General features: G+C 44.5%; 13 protein-coding genes and 1 CRISPR repeat array. Of the genes, 6 read left to right on the top strand and 7 right to left on the bottom strand.

What is annotated here, in order from left to right; all coding sequences use genetic code 11:
* Positions 1 to 72 precede the first annotated feature (72 nt).
* Both ZYMOP_RS05790 and pgsA read right to left on the bottom strand, forming a co-directional pair.
* Positions 73 to 2,217: a TonB-dependent receptor gene (locus ZYMOP_RS05790; RefSeq protein WP_013934416.1), complete on the bottom strand. Its 2,145-nt coding sequence runs from the start codon at positions 2,215 to 2,217 to the stop codon at positions 73 to 75.
* Positions 2,218 to 2,465: 248 nt separating this feature from the next.
* The gene (gene pgsA, locus ZYMOP_RS05785) at positions 2,466 to 3,017 is read right to left on the bottom strand and encodes a CDP-diacylglycerol--glycerol-3-phosphate 3-phosphatidyltransferase (protein ID WP_013934415.1); all 552 of its coding nucleotides are present in this window, start codon (positions 3,015 to 3,017) and stop codon (positions 2,466 to 2,468) included.
* 327 nt (positions 3,018 to 3,344) lie between these two features.
* Between pgsA and ZYMOP_RS05780 the strand changes: the two genes are divergently transcribed.
* The 4 genes from ZYMOP_RS05780 to leuD all read left to right on the top strand — a co-directional run bounded on the left by ZYMOP_RS05780 (position 3,345) and on the right by leuD (position 8,543).
* Positions 3,345 to 4,613 carry an MFS transporter gene (locus tag ZYMOP_RS05780; protein ID WP_013934414.1) on the top strand — a complete coding sequence of 423 codons (1,269 nt, stop codon included), beginning with the start codon at positions 3,345 to 3,347 and terminating at the stop codon, positions 4,611 to 4,613.
* A gap of 228 nt (positions 4,614 to 4,841) precedes the next feature.
* A complete protein-coding gene (locus ZYMOP_RS05775) occupies positions 4,842 to 6,389 on the top strand; it encodes a serine hydrolase domain-containing protein (RefSeq protein WP_013934413.1) in 1,548 nt (515 codons plus the stop codon).
* Positions 6,390 to 6,504: 115 nt separating this feature from the next.
* Positions 6,505 to 7,968 carry a 3-isopropylmalate dehydratase large subunit gene (gene leuC, locus ZYMOP_RS05770; RefSeq protein WP_013934412.1) on the top strand — a complete coding sequence of 488 codons (1,464 nt, stop codon included), beginning with the start codon at positions 6,505 to 6,507 and terminating at the stop codon, positions 7,966 to 7,968.
* On the top strand, positions 7,965 to 8,543 hold the full coding sequence (leuD, locus tag ZYMOP_RS05765; protein ID WP_013934411.1) for a 3-isopropylmalate dehydratase small subunit: 579 nt from the start codon (positions 7,965 to 7,967) through the stop codon (positions 8,541 to 8,543). Before leuC ends, leuD begins: the two co-directional genes overlap by 4 nt.
* Before the next feature lie 143 nt (positions 8,544 to 8,686).
* A CRISPR array of direct repeats spans positions 8,687 to 9,691; the repeat unit is 29 nt; unit sequence GTGTTCCCCGCCCACGCGGGGATGAACCG.
* A 54-nt stretch (positions 9,692 to 9,745) separates the two neighbouring features.
* Here leuD and ZYMOP_RS09690 read toward each other — a convergent pair.
* From ZYMOP_RS09690 to ZYMOP_RS05740, 5 genes are all read right to left on the bottom strand, one after another.
* Positions 9,746 to 10,573 (bottom strand): nucleotidyltransferase family protein, encoded by an 828-nt coding sequence (locus ZYMOP_RS09690; protein ID WP_013934410.1) that lies wholly within the window; start codon positions 10,571 to 10,573, stop codon positions 9,746 to 9,748.
* 149 nt (positions 10,574 to 10,722) lie between these two features.
* Positions 10,723 to 11,049 carry a DMT family transporter gene (locus ZYMOP_RS05755; RefSeq protein WP_013934409.1) on the bottom strand — a complete coding sequence of 109 codons (327 nt, stop codon included), beginning with the start codon at positions 11,047 to 11,049 and terminating at the stop codon, positions 10,723 to 10,725.
* A gap of 148 nt (positions 11,050 to 11,197) precedes the next feature.
* Positions 11,198 to 11,440: a hypothetical protein gene (locus tag ZYMOP_RS05750; protein ID WP_013934408.1), complete on the bottom strand. Its 243-nt coding sequence runs from the start codon at positions 11,438 to 11,440 to the stop codon at positions 11,198 to 11,200.
* A complete protein-coding gene (locus ZYMOP_RS05745) occupies positions 11,433 to 12,572 on the bottom strand; it encodes a glycosyltransferase family protein (protein WP_158498501.1) in 1,140 nt (379 codons plus the stop codon). The genes ZYMOP_RS05750 and ZYMOP_RS05745 overlap by 8 nt, the downstream gene beginning before the upstream one ends.
* 345 nt (positions 12,573 to 12,917) lie before the next feature.
* A complete protein-coding gene (locus ZYMOP_RS05740; protein WP_013934406.1) occupies positions 12,918 to 13,901 on the bottom strand; it encodes an aldo/keto reductase in 984 nt (327 codons plus the stop codon).
* A 475-nt stretch (positions 13,902 to 14,376) separates the two neighbouring features.
* Between ZYMOP_RS05740 and ZYMOP_RS05735 the strand changes: the two genes are divergently transcribed.
* Complete coding sequence (locus ZYMOP_RS05735; protein ID WP_013934405.1) at positions 14,377 to 15,174, top strand: SDR family NAD(P)-dependent oxidoreductase; 798 nt, start codon at positions 14,377 to 14,379, stop codon at positions 15,172 to 15,174.
* A gap of 439 nt (positions 15,175 to 15,613) precedes the next feature.
* Positions 15,614 to 17,728, top strand: a complete 2,115-nt coding sequence (locus ZYMOP_RS05730) for a RelA/SpoT family protein (RefSeq protein ID WP_013934404.1) — start codon at positions 15,614 to 15,616, stop codon at positions 17,726 to 17,728.
* The last annotated feature ends 38 nt before the right edge of the window (positions 17,729 to 17,766 follow it).

Here is a 17,766-nt window from a genome sequence, read left to right as displayed (position 1 = left end):
AAAAAGAATAAAGCTAGCTTTTTCTGTATGTTACTTTTGTTCTTTTATTCTTTTTATAAAAATAAAGGATTTCTACAAAGAGACACTGACAGTGCCGCGGAAATTCAAGGGTGCCCCCGGCATATTCAAATTAGCATTGGTCCCATGACCAGAAACAATATAACGTGCATTCGAAATATTATAGGCATTGAGCTGAAATCTATAGCGGCCAAATTGTGCCCATCCCATGGCATCGCCCGTTACATAATGGGGTAAAATGACTGTATTGCTGGGATCTGCCCAACGGTTGCCCACATAATTCATGCCGCCTCCGATACCGAAATGTTTACCGAAAGCTTTGGTTATATAAAAATTGCCCTGATTATGAGGCGTCAACGTGCCTTCCTTTCCAACATAGGCGGGGGTTGCGGAAGCCAGATTTTTGGTGGTGATATAAGCATAGCCCGCAATCAAATGAATATCGCGTCCGACATCAAGGGTTGCTGAAAATTCCGCGCCTTCATTGCGCTGAGTTCCGATAGCCATAGTGGTGTTATCAAGGGGATTAGTAGCCTGAATATGCGTTTTTTTGATGATGAAGCCTGCGATCTGAATCATCAGCCGATTGTGTAATAAGGTATATTTAGCACCGATTTCTTTAGAGGTGGTCTCTGAAGGCACCAGATCGGCCTGCTTAGCCACAATATTCAGGGTCTCGCCAGAGGGCTGGTAACTTTTACTCCATGAAACATAATAGGATTGATGATCATCAGGTTCATAGGTCAGACCGAGACGGGGACTCCATGTGTGATCAAGACGATGGGCATAGGTTGCTGATCCCGAAATCGGCAAGGTTGTTTGGCTAAAGGAATCCCAGCGGATGCCAGCTAACAGCTTAAAACCATGCGTGAAGTCGATGGCATCTTGGAGGTAAAGCCCATAATCATAAAAAATGCCACGATTTTTATTTGTAATACTGCTGAGATCATCTCCTGTAATATTGGGTAATACTGGATCGAACGGATCAACATAAAAACTGTCTTTAATCTCTTGGGATGTCGATTTACCGGGATAGGTTGCATAGGTCGTTGATAATTTACTTTGACGTGAAACTTCAAAACCATAAAGCAAGGTTTGATGGATTTTTCCTGTTGCAATTTTTTGCGTTAATTCCAGTTGGTTATCCCATCCATTTTCATTACGGGCCGCCGGATGGTGCGAAAGTTGAACTAATCCGTTGACGACCCCACTTGCCGGACTCGTGTTTCCTCGAAACATCTTATAATCATAATGGCGAAAACCGTCTCGTAAGGACAAATTATCTGAAAAATGATGAACGGCATTTACCGTTTGGGAAAATACAGTGGACTGTGTGTAATCATATTTAGCGGCATCGGCTGAACCGTAATAAACTTCGGGGTGATCGATATTGACCGTGCGACCATTAAGAGAAGGGTTCCCTAAATCGGCAATTCTGCGATCTTTTAGATAATCGGCCTGTACCGAAATAACTGTGTCCGTACCTTTTCCATACATGAAAGAAGGCGCAATCGCGAAGCGATGGACAAATTGCTGTTCTCGATAGCTGTCCCCGCTTTCAATGGCACCTGTCAGGCGAAAACCATTCCCATTATATTTACTTGTCCGCCCGAAATCCCATTGCCCGCGATAGTCATTCCATGATCCGCCGGTAAAAGTGAGGTTTGTAATATTGGTATCTGCTTGTTTTCGGACGCGGTTGACAATACCTCCCGCTGAACCCCGTCCAAATAAGGCCGCAGAGGGGCCTTTTAGGACTTCGATATTCTCGATATTGGACATGTCACGAAAATAAAGCGCATCATCCCGAAAACCATCCACGAATTCATCGCCAAAAGCGTTAAATCCACGAATGAAGACCTGATCGCGTTGTCCGTCGCCGGTTGAAAAAGAAACGCCCGGAACATTTTTAAGCGCATCTTGTTGTGATAGCACCATCTGATCCTGCATTAAGCGGTGCGAGACGACATTTACTGTTTGGGGAAGATCGCGTGCAGCAAGAGCAATTTTTGCAGCTGTATTTCGGTTTTGTCCGTAATTATCTTTATCTTTTTTAGCCGTAATTATAAGTTCGGACGGATCATATTTTTTGTTATTTTCTTCTGCCAACAGAGGTGAGGATAAAGCTAAGGCTGTAAGAAAAGTGCTCCACTTATAACCGTCTTTAAAAGAAATAAGCTTTTTTAATGGGATCTTCATTTGTCCTCCTGTTGATTGATAGCGTGCGATCAATAACGAGAGGAAAGCTGATAGTAATAATGATAAACAATATCAATTAAGGACTGTGTTCCAAAAATAGGACACTCTATTGCGCATATTATAGCTATTAATTATAATATTATAGTGATATATATAATAATATTATTTTTAAAAATCAGAAATGCTATTAAGTTAGCCATATTATACGTTTGTTGATTGCTAGGGTTGCCATCCCTGAATTGTGAAATTTAATCCATATGTTTGATGCCGATACGTAAGTAATCCCAGCCTGTAATCAGCGTTAGAATGGCGGCTATCCATAAGGAAACAAGACCGGCTTCAGCTATCGCCGGCGTTTGCGGCGTAGCACCGCTTAAGATAATGGCACCAAAAGCGACCAACTGAAAAGTTGTTTTCCATTTAGCCAATCGGCTGACAGGAAGGGATACATGTAATTCCGCCAGAAATTCTCGCAATCCAGAAACCGCAATTTCGCGCAAAAGAATGATAAAGGCTGCCAGAATGTTGAAATCGGTAATGAGCGGGTGGCGAGAAATCAGCAAGACGATGACCGAAGCGACCATGATTTTATCCGCAATCGGATCAAGGAAGATACCAAGCTTGGAAACGGTACCCTGCGCCCGTGCCAGATAACCATCAAAATAATCAGTAATCGCCATCAGGCAATAAAGTAAAAAGGCGCAAATATAGCCAAGACAGCCCGGATTCCATAATAAGGCGACTAACACCGGAACCGCAAAAATACGGGAAAGGGTCAAGACATTTGGCAGGGTCAGCATGTCACGATCAGTTCCTGAAATAGTGAAGCGGATATCCTTTAAAAGCAGAAACACGCTTTCCGGCTCAGAAAGTATCAGCTGTACTTATAACAATTTTAAGGGAAATGATTTTATCTTAAGGCGTTAAAATTTTCCCCGATTTATTTCAGTTAGTAGGATAACACTTATCAATAACCAAGGGGAAACTCATATTTTTTAACGTCAAAATGGAAAAAAAGGAGCAAACGGCATTTTTACCCTCTATCGATTATGCTTGCCCTTGGCGTAGCTTGAAGCTTTCGTTATGAAAGGCAGCTTCATTTAAGGCAACATGAGTTCTTTTCCGGCATGAAAGCTTCTATCCGGCTTCTGACTAAACGCCGGTTCCTGCCGCTTTTCGTTACCCAGACTTTAGGGGCGTTTAACGATAATCTGTTCAGGACGGTGATAGTTCTGGTAGCCACTTATGGGATTTATTCTGATCCTCAGATCGAGACCCGTTTTTCTGCGGTGGCCACCGGTATTTTTATTATACCTTTTTTCCTATTTTCTGCTTTGGCAGGGCAGTTGGCCGATACCCATGATAAGGCCAAGATTATCCGTATCGTCAAAATAGTGGAAATCGGTATCATGTTGGCAGGCGCTATCGGATTATGGGTTTATTCAGTGCCTTTAATGTTGGTGGGTGTGTTTGCGATGGGCATTCATTCGACTTTTTTTGGCCCTATCAAATACGCTATTTTACCACAACATTTGCAAAAGGATGAAGTGCTGGGCGGCACGGGGCTGGTCGAGGCGGGTAGTTATCTTGCTATATTATCCGGCACTATTTTGGCCGGTTTTATAACTAGCCGCCAAGCGGGTATCATTGTTCTGATCATTGCAGTCTTGGGATGTTATGCCTCAAGAAGTATTCCAGATGCGAAAGCCGAACATGATGGCCCCCCGCTTGATCGAAATATTGTTCGCGCTTCTTATCGGCTGGTTTCCGGCACTATGCATATTCCACGCTTATTTTTAGCGATTTGCTCGATCAGTTTTTTTTGGGCCATTGGTTCGGTGTTGATTATCCAGTTTCCGCCAGTGGTAAAAAATCTTTTTTATGCGGACAGACAAGTCGCGAGTTTATTTCTGGCAATTTTTTCTATTGGTGTTGCGATTGGTTCGTTGCTGATTAACCGTTTACTGTCGGGGAATGTCTCTGCGCGCTATGCGCCTGCCTCGGTTTTAGCAATGGGTGTTTCAGTTTTGGGCTTTGATCGTGTTATTCATAATTGGCATAATTTGCCAACGGGCCGTTTCTTCACTGTCTCAGCCTTTATTCATCAACCCGATATTTGGATGGTTTTTGTCGCCTTACTAGCGATTGCGGTTACTGGCGGTATGTTTGTGGTACCCCTTTATGCTTTTTTAACGACGACTGTCGCCAAAGATCATACAGCAAGGACAGTTGCCGCCAATAATATTATGACCTCGGGCGCTATGGTTTTTGGGGGTTTTTCTGCGGCCCTTGCTAATAGCCTTGGGGCCTCTACTTCACAGATTTTATGGGGTGTTGCGGCTATGTGCTGTATTGCTGCTTGGTTATCTTGGCGGCTTCATTGCAGTTGTGATTAATGTCTTCTGCGCTTTTTATCTCTTTTAATTCTTGGGTTTGTTTTTGTCGTTATCTTTTCTATCTGAGAAACCATCCTATTTCGTCTAAAATAACCTATCATTTTGTGAAAAAACGTTATCGAAGAAACTAAGGTGACTTGATTCGCTTTTTTGCATCACACCACAAAATGACAGTTTTATTTTATTGGCTGTCCAGCGATTTCCGGACAGGTAACAAAAGGGTAGGGCATGAAGTGTCGGACGATCATCACGGCTATCAATCAGAAGAAAAAAAAACCTGTAGCCGATTTTAAAAGTAAGGTCGCCTCTCTTCAAAAAACGGTTTTCAAGATAGGTACCGTTTTGATGGCAGCGTGCAGTATAATGCCCTCTGCTTTGCTGGCTGCTGGTGACAATCAGAATACTATTGTTCAGAGTTTATCGCCCCCAGAAGAGGGGACGAGTGCTATAAATTATCAGCAGATCGATCAGCGTTTAAATCGGCTTATGAACTCTAAGACTATGGTCGGATTGGGTGTGGTCATCGTCGAGAATGGCCAGATCCGTTTTGTTCGGGGATATGGTGTCAGAAAAGCGGGCGGACATGAAATTGTATCCCCGAACACTTTATTCCGCTGGGCTTCCCTGTCCAAGGGGGTAGCCGCAACGCTGGTCAATGTCTTGGCGGATAAGCGTCGTTTATCCTTAGATGATATGATTGCCCGTTATGGCACCAGTTTACATTTGCCTGATCATGCAGAACAGCGGGCTACTATTCGGATGTTATTATCCCAGCGTTTGGGATTGGTTCATAACGCCTATGATGATAGATTAGAACAAGGCGAGGATCCAGCTAACCTACGTCAAACGCTTGACCGTCTGCATTTAAGTTGTGCCGTCGGCCAGTGTTATGGTTATCAGAATATCGCTTTTGATACCGCGCATGAAATCGTTGAACGGGTCACGGGGCAGAGTTATGCCCAAGCGGTAAGACGGTATCTTTTTTTACCCCTTGGTATGTATTCCGCTTCGATTGGTCGTGAAGCGCTCGTCAACTCGCTTGATTGGGCCGAACCCCATACCGGTCAGCATGTAAAGGTCGTCAACGAGAATTATTATCGTATTCCGGCGGCGGGTGGCGTCAATAGCTCGATTTTGGATTTAGGACGCTGGATGCGGGCACAAATGGGAATGGATCCTGAAACGTTACCGCCTGCCCTTCTCAATCGGCTTCACCAACCCCAGATTAATACCGGAACCTGGAAAGGCGGTCCCGTCGATCATGCTATGGATGATGCCGCCTATGCGATGGCTTTTCGTGTGTATCACTATCGGGGTCATCTGATGGTCGGGCATCGCGGCGCGGTCAGCGGTTATCGTTCCTTGATCTTGTTTGATCCAAAGCTTAAATCGGGTGTAGCGGCTTTATGGAATAGCGAAAGCCCGCGCCCGACAGGCGTGCAGCTAGAGGTGATGGATATGCTTTATCATCAACCTTTTCATGACTGGATGGAACTTGACGTTCCTGATCAACCTGCCCATCTTGTGCATACCAGAGAAAAACATCTGGAGGCTGCTCCTTTAAGAAAAGGGCAGAATGCCCGAACCAGTCATACCCTTCACCACGGCGGTCTGGTTGAGCATAGCCATAAGGTTGAAAAGAGCACCAGCCATAAGGCATCTTTACCCCATAACGCTTCTCTCCATAAAACAGAGCATAGCGTAAAGGTAAAGAAAACCGTGACGGTTACGAAAAAGGTGACTGCTAAAAAGGTCAACCCCACTCACAAAAAATAACCTGTAATACAGGCAAAAAAAGCCTTGTTTATAGGAGGTCAGGTCTAGGAATAACCAGGGCGGCGCATTGCAATTATAATAGATAGCGTTAAAAAGCGCCGCCAAAGGAATAATTATGACGAAAAACCCCCGCACGCTTTACGAAAAAATATGGGACGCTCATGTTATTGAGCGTCGTGAAGATGGATCTGCACTTGTTTATATTGACCGGCATCTTGTGCATGAAGTGACTAGTCCGCAAGCTTTTGAAAGCCTCCGTCAAACAGGTCGCACAATGCGCAGAGCTGATCGCACCTTGGCGGTGCCCGATCACAATGTGCCGACGACGGCGCGGCTTGATCAAGACGGCAAGCCTTTGGCGATTGCCGATCCTCAATCGGCTGCACAGTTAGCGGCTTTGGCGAAAAATGCGCCTGAATTCGGCGTGCGTTATATCAGCGCTACTGACCCTGAACAGGGGATTGTGCATGTTGTCGGGCCGGAACAAGGTTTTACGTTACCCGGCACAACTTTGGTTTGTGGGGATAGCCATACGGCTGCCCATGGTGCCTTGGGTGCTTTGGCTTTTGGTATCGGAACATCCGAAGTCGAACATGTCATGGCAACCCAGACTTTGATCTTATCGCCTTCCAAAACGATGGAAGTGCGCGTTGAGGGGGCTTTGTCGCCTGATGTTTCAGCAAAAGATTTAATCTTGCATATTATTCATGTGCTGGGGACTGCGGGGGGCACGGGCTATGCTATCGAATATACAGGCGAGGCTATCCGCAATCTGTCGATTGAAGAGCGTTTGACCGTTTCCAATATGTCCATTGAAGCAGGGGCGCGCACCGGTTTGATTGCACCGGATGAGAAAACCTTTGCCTATCTTATGGGACGGCCTATGGCCCCTAAGGGTAAAGATTGGGACAAAGCAGTTCAGTGGTGGCGGTCATTAGCAACCGATGAAGGCGCGATTTACGATAAAACGGTTGTTATTAAAGCGGCTGATGTCCAGCCTTCAGTGACTTGGGGAACTAGCCCTGAAGATGTTTTACCCATCACTGGCGTTGTACCCGATCCGGCTTCTTTTGCTGATCCAGCCAAGCAAGCTGCCGCGCGGCGGTCGCTTGAATATATGGATTTGAAACCCGGCCAGAAAATGGAAGGGCTTGCGATTGAAAATGTCTTTATTGGAAGCTGCACCAACAGCCGGATTGAAGATTTAAGGGCGGCGGCCTCTGTTGTATGGGGACGGCATGTTGCTGATACTATCAAGCAGGCCTTGGTCGTACCGGGTTCCGGTTTGGTAAAACGTCAGGCTGAAGCCGAAGGCTTGGATCAGATATTCAAGGCTGCCGGTTTTGAATGGCGTGAACCGGGATGCTCTATGTGTCTTGCGATGAATCCGGATAAAGTGCCTGCCGGTGAGCGTTGTGCCTCTACTTCAAATCGTAATTTTGTTGGACGGCAGGGGCCAGGATCAAGAACGCATCTCGTTTCGCCTGCTATGGCTGCCGCGGCAGCTGTGACGGGGTATTTGACAGATGTCCGCAATATGGTGCCGCTTGCATCGGTCAAACAGGGAGAAACGGCATGAAAGCTGTTAAAATAGTCGAAGGCCGAGCCTATCCTTTGGGGGAAAGTAATATCGATACGGATATTATTATTCCGGCGCATTATTTGAAAACGACTAACCGTAAAGGTTTAGCCCAAGGCGCTTTTGAAACCATTCGCGCCAAAGACGGGAATGTCTTTGATAATCCCGAATATAAAGGCGCCCCCATTCTTATTGCTGGTGACAACTTTGGTTGCGGTTCCAGTCGGGAACATGCGGCTTGGGCTATCAGTGAAATGGGAATAGAAGCGGTTATTGCACCGCGCTTTTCTGATATTTTTTCGGGTAATGCTTTTAAAAATGGCCTATTAACGGTAGTTTTACCCGAAGAAACAGTTGAGCGTTTGTTAGAAGTTGCCAAAACAGATCCTATTACGATTGATCTTGAAAATCAGGTTGTCACCACGCGGTTCCAAGATCGTTTTCATTTTGATATTGATCCTTTCCGTAAGCGTTGTTTGCTGGAAGGCTTGGATGAAATTGGTCTTACCTTGAAAGAACAAGATAAGATTAGCCGCTATGAAGATGTGTTAGCCTCTGATCGGCCTTGGGTTTAAAATTTCTTCGGATGTATTCTGTCTATTTTTTGATGAACAGCCCGTTTTTGCGGGCTGTTTTTTTGCCCTGAATAATCTATAAAAAGTTGGTAGATTTTTTGACATCGTGAATATTGTTTAATATCAATCCCTTATCGGGATGAGTGTTCCCCGCCCACGCGGGGATGAACCGGAAATCTCGATTTCAATGCACCGACTGGCGCTGTGTTCCCCGCCCACGCGGGGATGAACCGCCCCCGCAGCACTAATCGCTCGGACTATCAATGTGTTCCCCGCCCACGCGGGGATGAACCGGCTTCCGAGACTTTGCCGATTTCAGCAGAAAGGTGTTCCCCGCCCACGCGGGGATGAACCGGCTACGCAATCCTGACGGTGTTATTATCAATCGTGTTCCCCGCCCACGCGGGGATGAACCGAAAAAATAGATAGATTAATTCCAAATTATGACGTGTTCCCCGCCCACGCGGGGATGAACCGAAAAAATAGATAGATTAATTCCAAATTATGACGTGTTCCCCGCCCACGCGGGGATGAACCGCCACGCGAAAAAAGAAGGGATTATGGATGCCGGTGTTCCCCGCCCACGCGGGGATGAACCGGAATTACCTTATCTCGCTCTGATGGGCAGGATGTGTTCCCCGCCCACGCGGGGATGAACCGCCGTTTGAATGAATTTCGGCGTTGCTCGATATGTGTTCCCCGCCCACGCGGGGATGAACCGATCAAGCATCGAATTCATATCAAAGACCATCTGTGTTCCCCGCCCACGCGGGGATGAACCGGGTTATGTCTGGGCTAATTGATACCGGAACAGGTGTTCCCCGCCCACGCGGGGATGAACCGCTTCGTCGTGCCATTGTTCAGCGCTGGCAGGAGTGTTCCCCGCCCACGCGGGGATGAACCAAAAATGGCGGTTGTTGCTTTTGATCCGGACGTGTGTTCCCCGCCCACGCGGGGATGAACCGCGTGGACATTCTTTAAATCCAAAATGATGAAAGTGTTCCCCGCTCACGCGGGGATGAACCGTCTTGGCTCATTTCATCACATCGCGAACAATAGTGTTCCCCGCTCACGCGGGGATGAACCGCGAACCCATGATCTGCACCCCTGCCACGTGGCGTGTTCCCCGCCCACGCGGGAATGAACCGTTGGGGGAAGCGGGTTTCTGTCATGTTCGGCAGTGTTCCCTGCTGAGGCGGGGATTATGGTCGGGATCGGCTTTTTAAAATTTGTTCCGCTAGTTTATAATCCGATAATTTATCGACATCGATACCCGCTTCTGCCTGCGCTAAAACAACAGGTTGAATAGTAAGGCCAAGCGTATGACCGACTTGGGTTAAGGCTTTTTCAAAGCTGATGGTGCGTGTAACGGCACGGATAGCAAGGCAAAGCCCGAAATGGCGGATAAGTTGCCATGCTTTTTTGCGATCTTGTTCTATCATTGACCATTGGTGAAGCGCGCTTTTTACTTTCTCATTTCTCATCCCAAAAAGATTCGCGCCACTATAGGCCTCATCCGAAAATTTGAGCCATGTACGGCGATTTTCTGGATAATGTTTTAAAATAGTTGTCCGGTTTACGACCCCCACACTAAGATCTTTATCAGGGGTTTTCATTAAGAATTCGGTTATAATTTCGGGTGTCAGTAGCGGATGATCCGCCGTTGTTACCAAGAGTGGCCATGTGATCTTTTTTTGATCAATTAAGGTCATAATACTGGTGGCGATGCCTTGTCCTGATATCGCCGTTGTTATTCGGGAATCTTTGGCCAGCCATGCACAATCGCCCGTTAATAAAGCCTCTGGCTCTTGTGCCATAATAATAATGCGCCCGATTGGAGGGCGCTTGATGCTGTCACCCTTTCGACTGCTTTCAGAGAGCGCGAGCAGACTTTTGGCTACCCGCGAAAGCATCGATTCACCGGCAATCGGTATCAAGGCTTTCCATTGCTGATTAAATTGGGCCGCCAAGGGGTCTATCCCCGGACGTTGACCTGCCAGAATTAACGCTGTCCATAACTGCTGGGTCATCTTATCTCTTTTCCAGCCGAATATTCATGAGGTTCGAGATAGAAGCGGAAACGAGTCTTGCAAAGACAATTTTAAGGGTTGTCTCTAGGCTTTTTAAAAAGATAGAAATTATTCGTCTTTTTTAAGGGGAGGATCTATCCCTTCGCCCTTTATGCTGGCGATAGGAGATTAAGACCAATGACCCCGACTAGGATAAGAAGAATACAGGCGATTTGTCGGATGTCGAGCGTTTCTTTGAAGACCCATTGACTGATGATCGTCATAATCGCAAGGCCGCCGCCTGCCCAAACTGCATAGACAATGCCCATAGGTAAGGTTTTGAAAACGAAAGAAATAATCGTAAAACAGATGAAATAACCGATGCAGGCCATCACCAACCATAACGGTTTATCAATGCCATTGGCTAATCGTAAAGCTGTGGTGGCAGCTACTTCAAAAAAGACAGCAATAATTAGTCCCGGCCAGCCCGTTAACATTCAAAAATCCTTTTTTGGAAAGCTGTTTAGACCTTAAAAATTGAAAATACAGAACAGATTTTATAAAATAAAAGAGGATGCTCTTAAATATTCCTTAAAGAGGGTCTCAAATACCCCTTAAATTTGATATAAGTTTGTCTTATTCGATTTATTGTGTGCTCCAATCAATAGGATGATGGATAGGGGGTGCTTTGGAACGATTTTGATAGTCTTGGGCGCTTATACTGTGATCAATATAGTATCTACGATAGAGTGGGCTGACTTTTGGCGTCATGACATCATAAAAAGCGAGAAGATCAATAGGGAGCGTGATCAGCCAAGCCACCAGTAGCCATGCTATGCGACCAAACTTTTTAGAGGACTGTGGAATCTGGTTTTGTAATTCAGGCAAGAAAGGCACTCCCATGAAGCCATACGATTGTTAAGATGACGTCTGATAGAAGCATAATCGAAAAAAGAGTATTTCTGATAGGGCGGGATAACGGGGTAATCATTTGCCAACATAAAATAATAGCAAGCGGATTAGCAAAAATAATCCGGTGAATGGAGTTAATCCCAGTTGAAAGCGAGAGAATCGCGGTCGCGGTTAATAAAAGGCTTTCTAACCATTGTCCTTTGAAAAATCCCCAAATAATAAGTGCGACACCTGCTAAGGCAAAAACATCAAGTGCAAAGCCATGATGATGGGCATGGATGTCATGGATTAAATGGTGAATAGGATTAGCAAAATACCTGTGCCAGCCGATTTGCACATGAGAAAAAGCCATCGCATCACCCGTTATTTGGTGAAGATAAATCATATAAAACGCCAGACCGCTGGCACTGATAATAAAAAAACTACTACTTTCTATCAAAGCCTTGATTTTTTGAGATGTGCATAGGCAATGGTAAAAAGAGATTTTTTTCTTTTTGTCAGAATGGAATGTAGAGCCTGAGTAATCCGGTTCTGTAAAGGCAGAAATGAAGTGAAAAAAAGCTATAACTGCACTAATAATCATACCTGTTGGACGACAGGCAGTAAGTAAAAAAGCGGGTATAGAGGCTAATTGAATAGAGCCCTTTTGCATGAAATAGAGCGTCATCATCAATAATAAGCCATAAAGGCATTCACTATATTGTATTCGATACCATATACCCAAGGGGAAAATAAGAAAAAACAGACAGAAAAGAGGCGCGGAATAAAGAATATTTTTAGCTTTGGCATAAAGCATAGTTGCAAGGATTAACAAGGGGAGTAGGCAGGCATTGAGCCATAAGGCGCTAGTTTCTATATCAAGATGGGTTATTTTTGAAAGAAAACGTACGGCTAACGGAAAAAGCGGAAAAAACGCCCATGTATCCTGTCCAGGGTCTCTTTGCTCTATAAGCGGCGTTATATAGCCCCCCTTGGCAATAGCTGCATACCAATGGCAGTCCCAATGGCAGGTTATCTCGATAATACTGCTTTTATAATGCATAAGAGATAAGAGGACAGGCGTTGCGGCTAATAAGAGAATATGACCGATAAGGAGAAGCGGAAGCACCCTTTTAATAGTCTGAAAATCGGTCTCATTATTAAAATCTGATACAGGTGCCTTTTTCCGGGTCTTTATGAATTTCAGTCGTTTTATCGGCAAAAAACTAAAGCGTTCACGAGAAAAAGAGGATGAGATTTTTTGATTTTCCACAATTCATATCTGCGTATTTGAAAGAATACGCCGCTGTTTAAGCCAATTTTTTTATTTGTTAAAGGGTGATCTCTTTTGATCAAAAGGCAAAGACTGATTTTTTGACCTTAAAAATTTTTATTAATATTAATAAAGGCTGCTTTTGTATCTCGAATCAAAAGCAGCCTTTATTATAGTATCTAGTAGTCTGGTATCTAGGTTTTAAGCCATCGTAGTCGCTTCTTCTCGTGCAGGCGCGCTCGCTTTATCTAACAACATAATATCTGAAGCGTTCAGCTTCAAAGTCGCGGCTTTTTGAAGGCTTTGTAATTGTTGGAGATTGGTTGCACTGGCAATCGGGGCCGTTACGCCATCTCTTGCAATCAACCATGCAAGGGCAACCTCGGCAGGTTTTGCATTATGTTTTTGGGCAGTTTTTTCTAAGGCAGCGATAATATGCATACCCCGTTCAGTTAAATATTTTTCAATACCTTTTCCGCGTGGGCTTTTATCGAGATCGGCTTTCGAGTGATATTTACCGGAAAGAAAGCCGGAAGCGAGGCTGAAATAGGTGATGACACCGAGGCCTTTTTTTATGCATAATTCGCGTAGGGCACCGTCATAACTATCTCGATCATAAAGGTTATATTCGGGTTGTAAGGTCTGATAGGCAGGTAGCCCCTTCTCTTCCGAAATTTTTAAGGCGTGGGCCAATTGTTCGGCATTAAAATTGGAAGCCCCAATAGCCTTGATTTTCCCTTCTTTCATTAAATCTTTATAAGCACCCAAGGTTTCTTCATCCGAAACACTTTCATCAGGAAAGTGAGATTGATAAAGATCAATAGCTTCGATATTTAATCGTTTTAGAGAGGCTTCTACCGCTAAACGGATATAACCAGCGGCTAAACCCTTGCGTTTATTATCGCCAAAATCGCCGCCGCCTTTTGTAAAGATTAGAATTTTATCCCGTTTATCCGGTCGTGTTTGCAACCAATGTCCAATGATAGTTTCGGATTCTCCCCCTTTATTACCATTGACCCATGCAGAATATATATCCGCGGTATCAACGGCATTGAATCCTGCATCGACCCATGCATCAAGAATTTCAAAGCTGCGTTTTTCGTCAATAGTCCAACCAAAGACATTGCCACCCAATACAACGGGGGCAATCTTGAAACCTGTTTTGCCTAAAAGACGCTGTTCCATGATTTTTCCTAACACTGTAAAAAGGGGAGTGAGGGCATCCTTTTGAATACCCTGCGGTAATTATTTATATTTTCAGAAATGGCCGGATTCAGTGTCTGGCTCTAACCATAAAAACAAATAACCTTTGAAAAATATCCCTTAGAGAAAGGCTTTTTTTCAAGTATTTTAAAAACACCGATTTTAAGCAATTCAAGTTTTGATATAGATTGTATCCTTTCTACGGAGCGAGAAAGGGATAGGATCAAGATTTGATTTTTTATTGATATAATCAATATTTAACGGTTATTTCATCGGGAATAATCGCAAAGAATAAGGGAAACTGTTGCGATAAATTTCGTTTTTATAACTATAAGGTTTGAATTTTTTATAGTGTTAGAAGTGAAGCCATTGTGGTGCTTGCTCTCTTTTGAACGTACTGTCCCCGTGTTTTATGTCCTGATTTCCGAAATTTCTTTTATAAATAGGGAACGATAATATGATCGCGATAGACCTCTCTGGTAAAACGGCGCTCGTCAGTGGTTCATCCGAAGGTATTGGTTTAGGTATTGCGATACGCCTTGCAGAAGCAGGTGCCAAAGTTATCGTTAATGGCCGTCATCAAGAAAAGCTTGATAAAGCCATTACTGAGGTGAAAAAAGCAGCTCCTGAATCGGAAGTTGTCGGATTTGTCGGAGATTTAGGAAATGCTGAAGGCTGCGATGCTTTGATAAAAGCGCATCCTTCTTGTGATATTTTAGTGAATAATGTTGGTATCTTTAATCCGCAAAGCGATTTTTTCGATACGGATGACGCATGTTGGCAGAATTTCTTTGATATTAACGTGATGTCGGGCGTTCGTCTTTCTCGCGCTTATGCAAAAGACATGGCTAAACGGGGATGGGGGCGCGTTATCTTTATTGCCTCTGAATCTGCCTTCAATATTCCCGTTGAGATGGTGCATTATGGTTTTAGTAAAACCGCTCAAGTAGCGATTGCGCGCGGATTAGCGAAAAGTTTAGCTGGTAGCGGTGTCACGGTTAATTCCGTATTACCGGGACCGACTTTGTCCGAAGGTATGAAAAAACTTTTAGAGCCAACGGTTAAGAAAACCGGCCGATCTTATGAAGATGTTGCCGCTGAATTCACCAAGACCGCGCGTTCTTCGTCCATTATTCAACGCGCTGCCAGTGTTGAAGAGGTGGCTAATATGGTGCTTTATGCGGCTTCACCTTTTGCCTCTGCTACAACGGGCGCTTCCTTACGGGTTGAAGGCGGTATCCTCAATTATTTGTAAGAGTAGGTATTATTTGAAATATTGCCGACATATTAAAGTTTACTATATTAACTAATAAATAATAAATGGCGGTCTTTTAATAGGGAAAGACTGCCTTTTTTATAAAAATTTCTTATAAAATTGTTTTTTTTTGAAGCAAATAAATTAAATAAAATGAAAATTTATGCTTTTTAAGCCTATCTAAAATAATCCAGATATTAAATTATTTTGATAAATAATTATAATATATTGGTTAAATTTTTAGTGTGTTTTTATACTTCAACTCGTCCTTTATTATTAAACATTGAGGGTAATTTTAGCTTAAGGATAGGCGATATTTGATCAATCTCGTTGTCATTTTTATAGGGACTCTAAAATTATTTTATAGGGACTCTAAAATTATGCGTTCCTTTGCGAATGAGGGGTTGCATCTCTTTCAATCCTTCGCAATTTTATCCTTGTGTTGAGACAATATGAATTAGTCGATCGGGTTTTAAGCTACGATCCCAACGCTGATGAAGCGCTGATAAACCGTGCCTATGTCTTTTCTATGAAAGCGCATGGCAACCAGAAACGCGCCAGTGGTGACCCTTACTTCAGTCATCCCTTGGAAGTGGCGGGCATCTTAACCGATATTCATATGGATGCAGAGACAATCGTAACCGCTATTCTGCATGATACCATTGAAGACACGGTTGCGACCAGGGAACAGTTGGAAAAGCTGTTCGGCGCCTCTGTTTTGCGATTGGTAGAGGGGGTTACCAAATTATCGCGTATTGAAGCACAATCCGTTACCGAACGGGCTGCCGAGAATTTGCGAAAATTTTTGCTGGCAATGTCCGATGATATTCGTGTTCTGTTGGTGAAACTGGCTGACCGGCTTCATAATATGCGGACATTGCATTTCATTCCCAAAGAAGAAAAAAGACGCCGTATCGCGCGGGAAACCATGGATATTTATGCCCCGCTGGCTGAGCGGATCGGCATGTATGAATTCATGCGTGAAATGCAGACGTTATCTTTTCAGTTTTTGGAACCCGAAGCCTATGCCTCGATTACAAGGCGGCTGGAGCAGCTTAATAAAGGCGATACGGGGCAGATTAAGCGGATCATAACGGGGATTGGCGAGGTATTAGAAAAAGCCGGTATCAAAGCCAAGGTCTCGGGCCGTCAGAAGCACCCCTATTCGATTTGGAAAAAACTGGAAGAACGCCATATCAGTTTTGATCAATTATCGGATGTTATGGCTTTCCGCGTTATCGTCGATAATACCGAAGATTGTTATCGGGCTTTGGGTATTTTGCATGGTAAATGGCCGATGGTGCCGGGGCGGTTTAAAGATTATATCTCGACGCCTCGTCGAAACGGCTATCGTTCGCTTCATACAGCGGTCATTCACAACGAAAATCTGCGTATTGAAATTCAAATCCGTTCTCAGGCGATGCATGAGCAAGCTGAATATGGACTGGCCGCGCATTGGGCTTATAAGCAGAAAACAGCACCGGATAAATTTCAGCAAAGTGGCTGGATTCGTGATCTGGTTGAAATTCTTGATAATGCTGAGAGCCCCGAAGAGTTGCTCGAACATACCAAGATGGCAATGTACAAAGACCGTATCTTTGCTTTTACGCCCACAGGAGAACTTATTCAGTTGCCGCAAGGGGCAACGCCGGTGGATTTTGCCTATGCCGTGCATACGGATTTAGGTAATCAGACCGTCGGGGCAAAAATTAATGGTCGTGTGGTGCCTTTGGGTACCCGAATTGAAAATGGTGATCAGGTAGATATTCTGCGCTCGGCAGCTCAGATACCGCAGATTTCATGGCTCAATTTCATTACCACGGGTAAAGCACGGGCGGCTATTCGTCGTTATGTGCGGAATAAAGAGCGGAGCGATACCTTAACCCTGGGTCGGCAGCTTTACGAAACGATTATTAAACGCTTGCCAGCGCCTTTATCAGAGAATGCACTAGAGGCGGCGTTACCGCGTTTAGGCCTAAAAGAAGCCGATGATTTGTTTGAGGCTATCGCCCTTCGCAACATAACAGATGATGCGGTTATCGAAGCTTTAATGCCGGGTATGGCCTTACATGATGCCAGCGAGCCGTTACCGCGTTTAATGAATCAAGCGATCTCTATTCGAGGTCTGACTCCTGGTGCTGCCTATGAATTAGCTACTTGTTGTCATCCGGTACCGGGTGATCGCATTGTAGGGTTAAGACGTCCCCATGCTTCTATTGAAGTGCATGTTATTGATTGTCCCCATTTGGCAGAAACTGATCCTTATGACTGGGTAGATTTACGGTGGGGTGATAAAGCCGAGGGCGCAACTGTTCGTCTGCGTGTTGTTGTCAAGAATGAAGCGGGTGCCTTGGGCGTTATGGCCACTATTTTCGGTGCCCATAAGGCCAATATTATTAATCTGGTGCTGGCAGATCGTGATGAGAATTTTCACACGTTTAATGTTACCCTTGAAGTAAGAGATCTTCAGCATTTAATGCGAATCTTGGCAGCCTTACGCGCTGCCGATGTGGTTGTTCAGGCGGAAAGAGAGCAATTGTTGCTAGAAGCCTAAGACTGATTTTACATTAAATAAAGAATACAGGAAGGATA

The sequence above is a fragment of the Zymomonas mobilis subsp. pomaceae ATCC 29192 genome (genome assembly GCF_000218875.1).
In the GTDB taxonomy this organism is placed as follows: Bacteria; Pseudomonadota; Alphaproteobacteria; order Sphingomonadales; family Sphingomonadaceae; genus Zymomonas; species Zymomonas pomaceae.
This window is presented reverse-complemented; position numbering and strand designations above follow the sequence as displayed.

Bases quoted from the DNA above. Each gene is read 5' to 3' on its own strand.
- ZYMOP_RS05790 (WP_013934416.1), bottom strand. From the start codon at position 2,217: ATGAAGATCCCATTAAAAAAGCTTATTTCTTTTAAAGACGGTTATAAG.
- pgsA (WP_013934415.1), bottom strand. From the start codon at position 3,017: ATGCTGACCCTGCCAAATGTCTTGACCCTTTCCCGTATTTTTGCGGTT.
- ZYMOP_RS05780 (WP_013934414.1), top strand. From the start codon at position 3,345: ATGAAAGCTTCTATCCGGCTTCTGACTAAACGCCGGTTCCTGCCGCTT.
- ZYMOP_RS05775 (WP_013934413.1), top strand. From the start codon at position 4,842: ATGAAGTGTCGGACGATCATCACGGCTATCAATCAGAAGAAAAAAAAA.
- leuC (WP_013934412.1), top strand. From the start codon at position 6,505: ATGACGAAAAACCCCCGCACGCTTTACGAAAAAATATGGGACGCTCAT.
- leuD (WP_013934411.1), top strand. From the start codon at position 7,965: ATGAAAGCTGTTAAAATAGTCGAAGGCCGAGCCTATCCTTTGGGGGAA.
- ZYMOP_RS09690 (WP_013934410.1), bottom strand. From the start codon at position 10,573: ATGACCCAGCAGTTATGGACAGCGTTAATTCTGGCAGGTCAACGTCCG.
- ZYMOP_RS05755 (WP_013934409.1), bottom strand. From the start codon at position 11,049: ATGTTAACGGGCTGGCCGGGACTAATTATTGCTGTCTTTTTTGAAGTA.
- ZYMOP_RS05740 (WP_013934406.1), bottom strand. From the start codon at position 13,901: ATGGAACAGCGTCTTTTAGGCAAAACAGGTTTCAAGATTGCCCCCGTT.
- ZYMOP_RS05735 (WP_013934405.1), top strand. From the start codon at position 14,377: ATGATCGCGATAGACCTCTCTGGTAAAACGGCGCTCGTCAGTGGTTCA.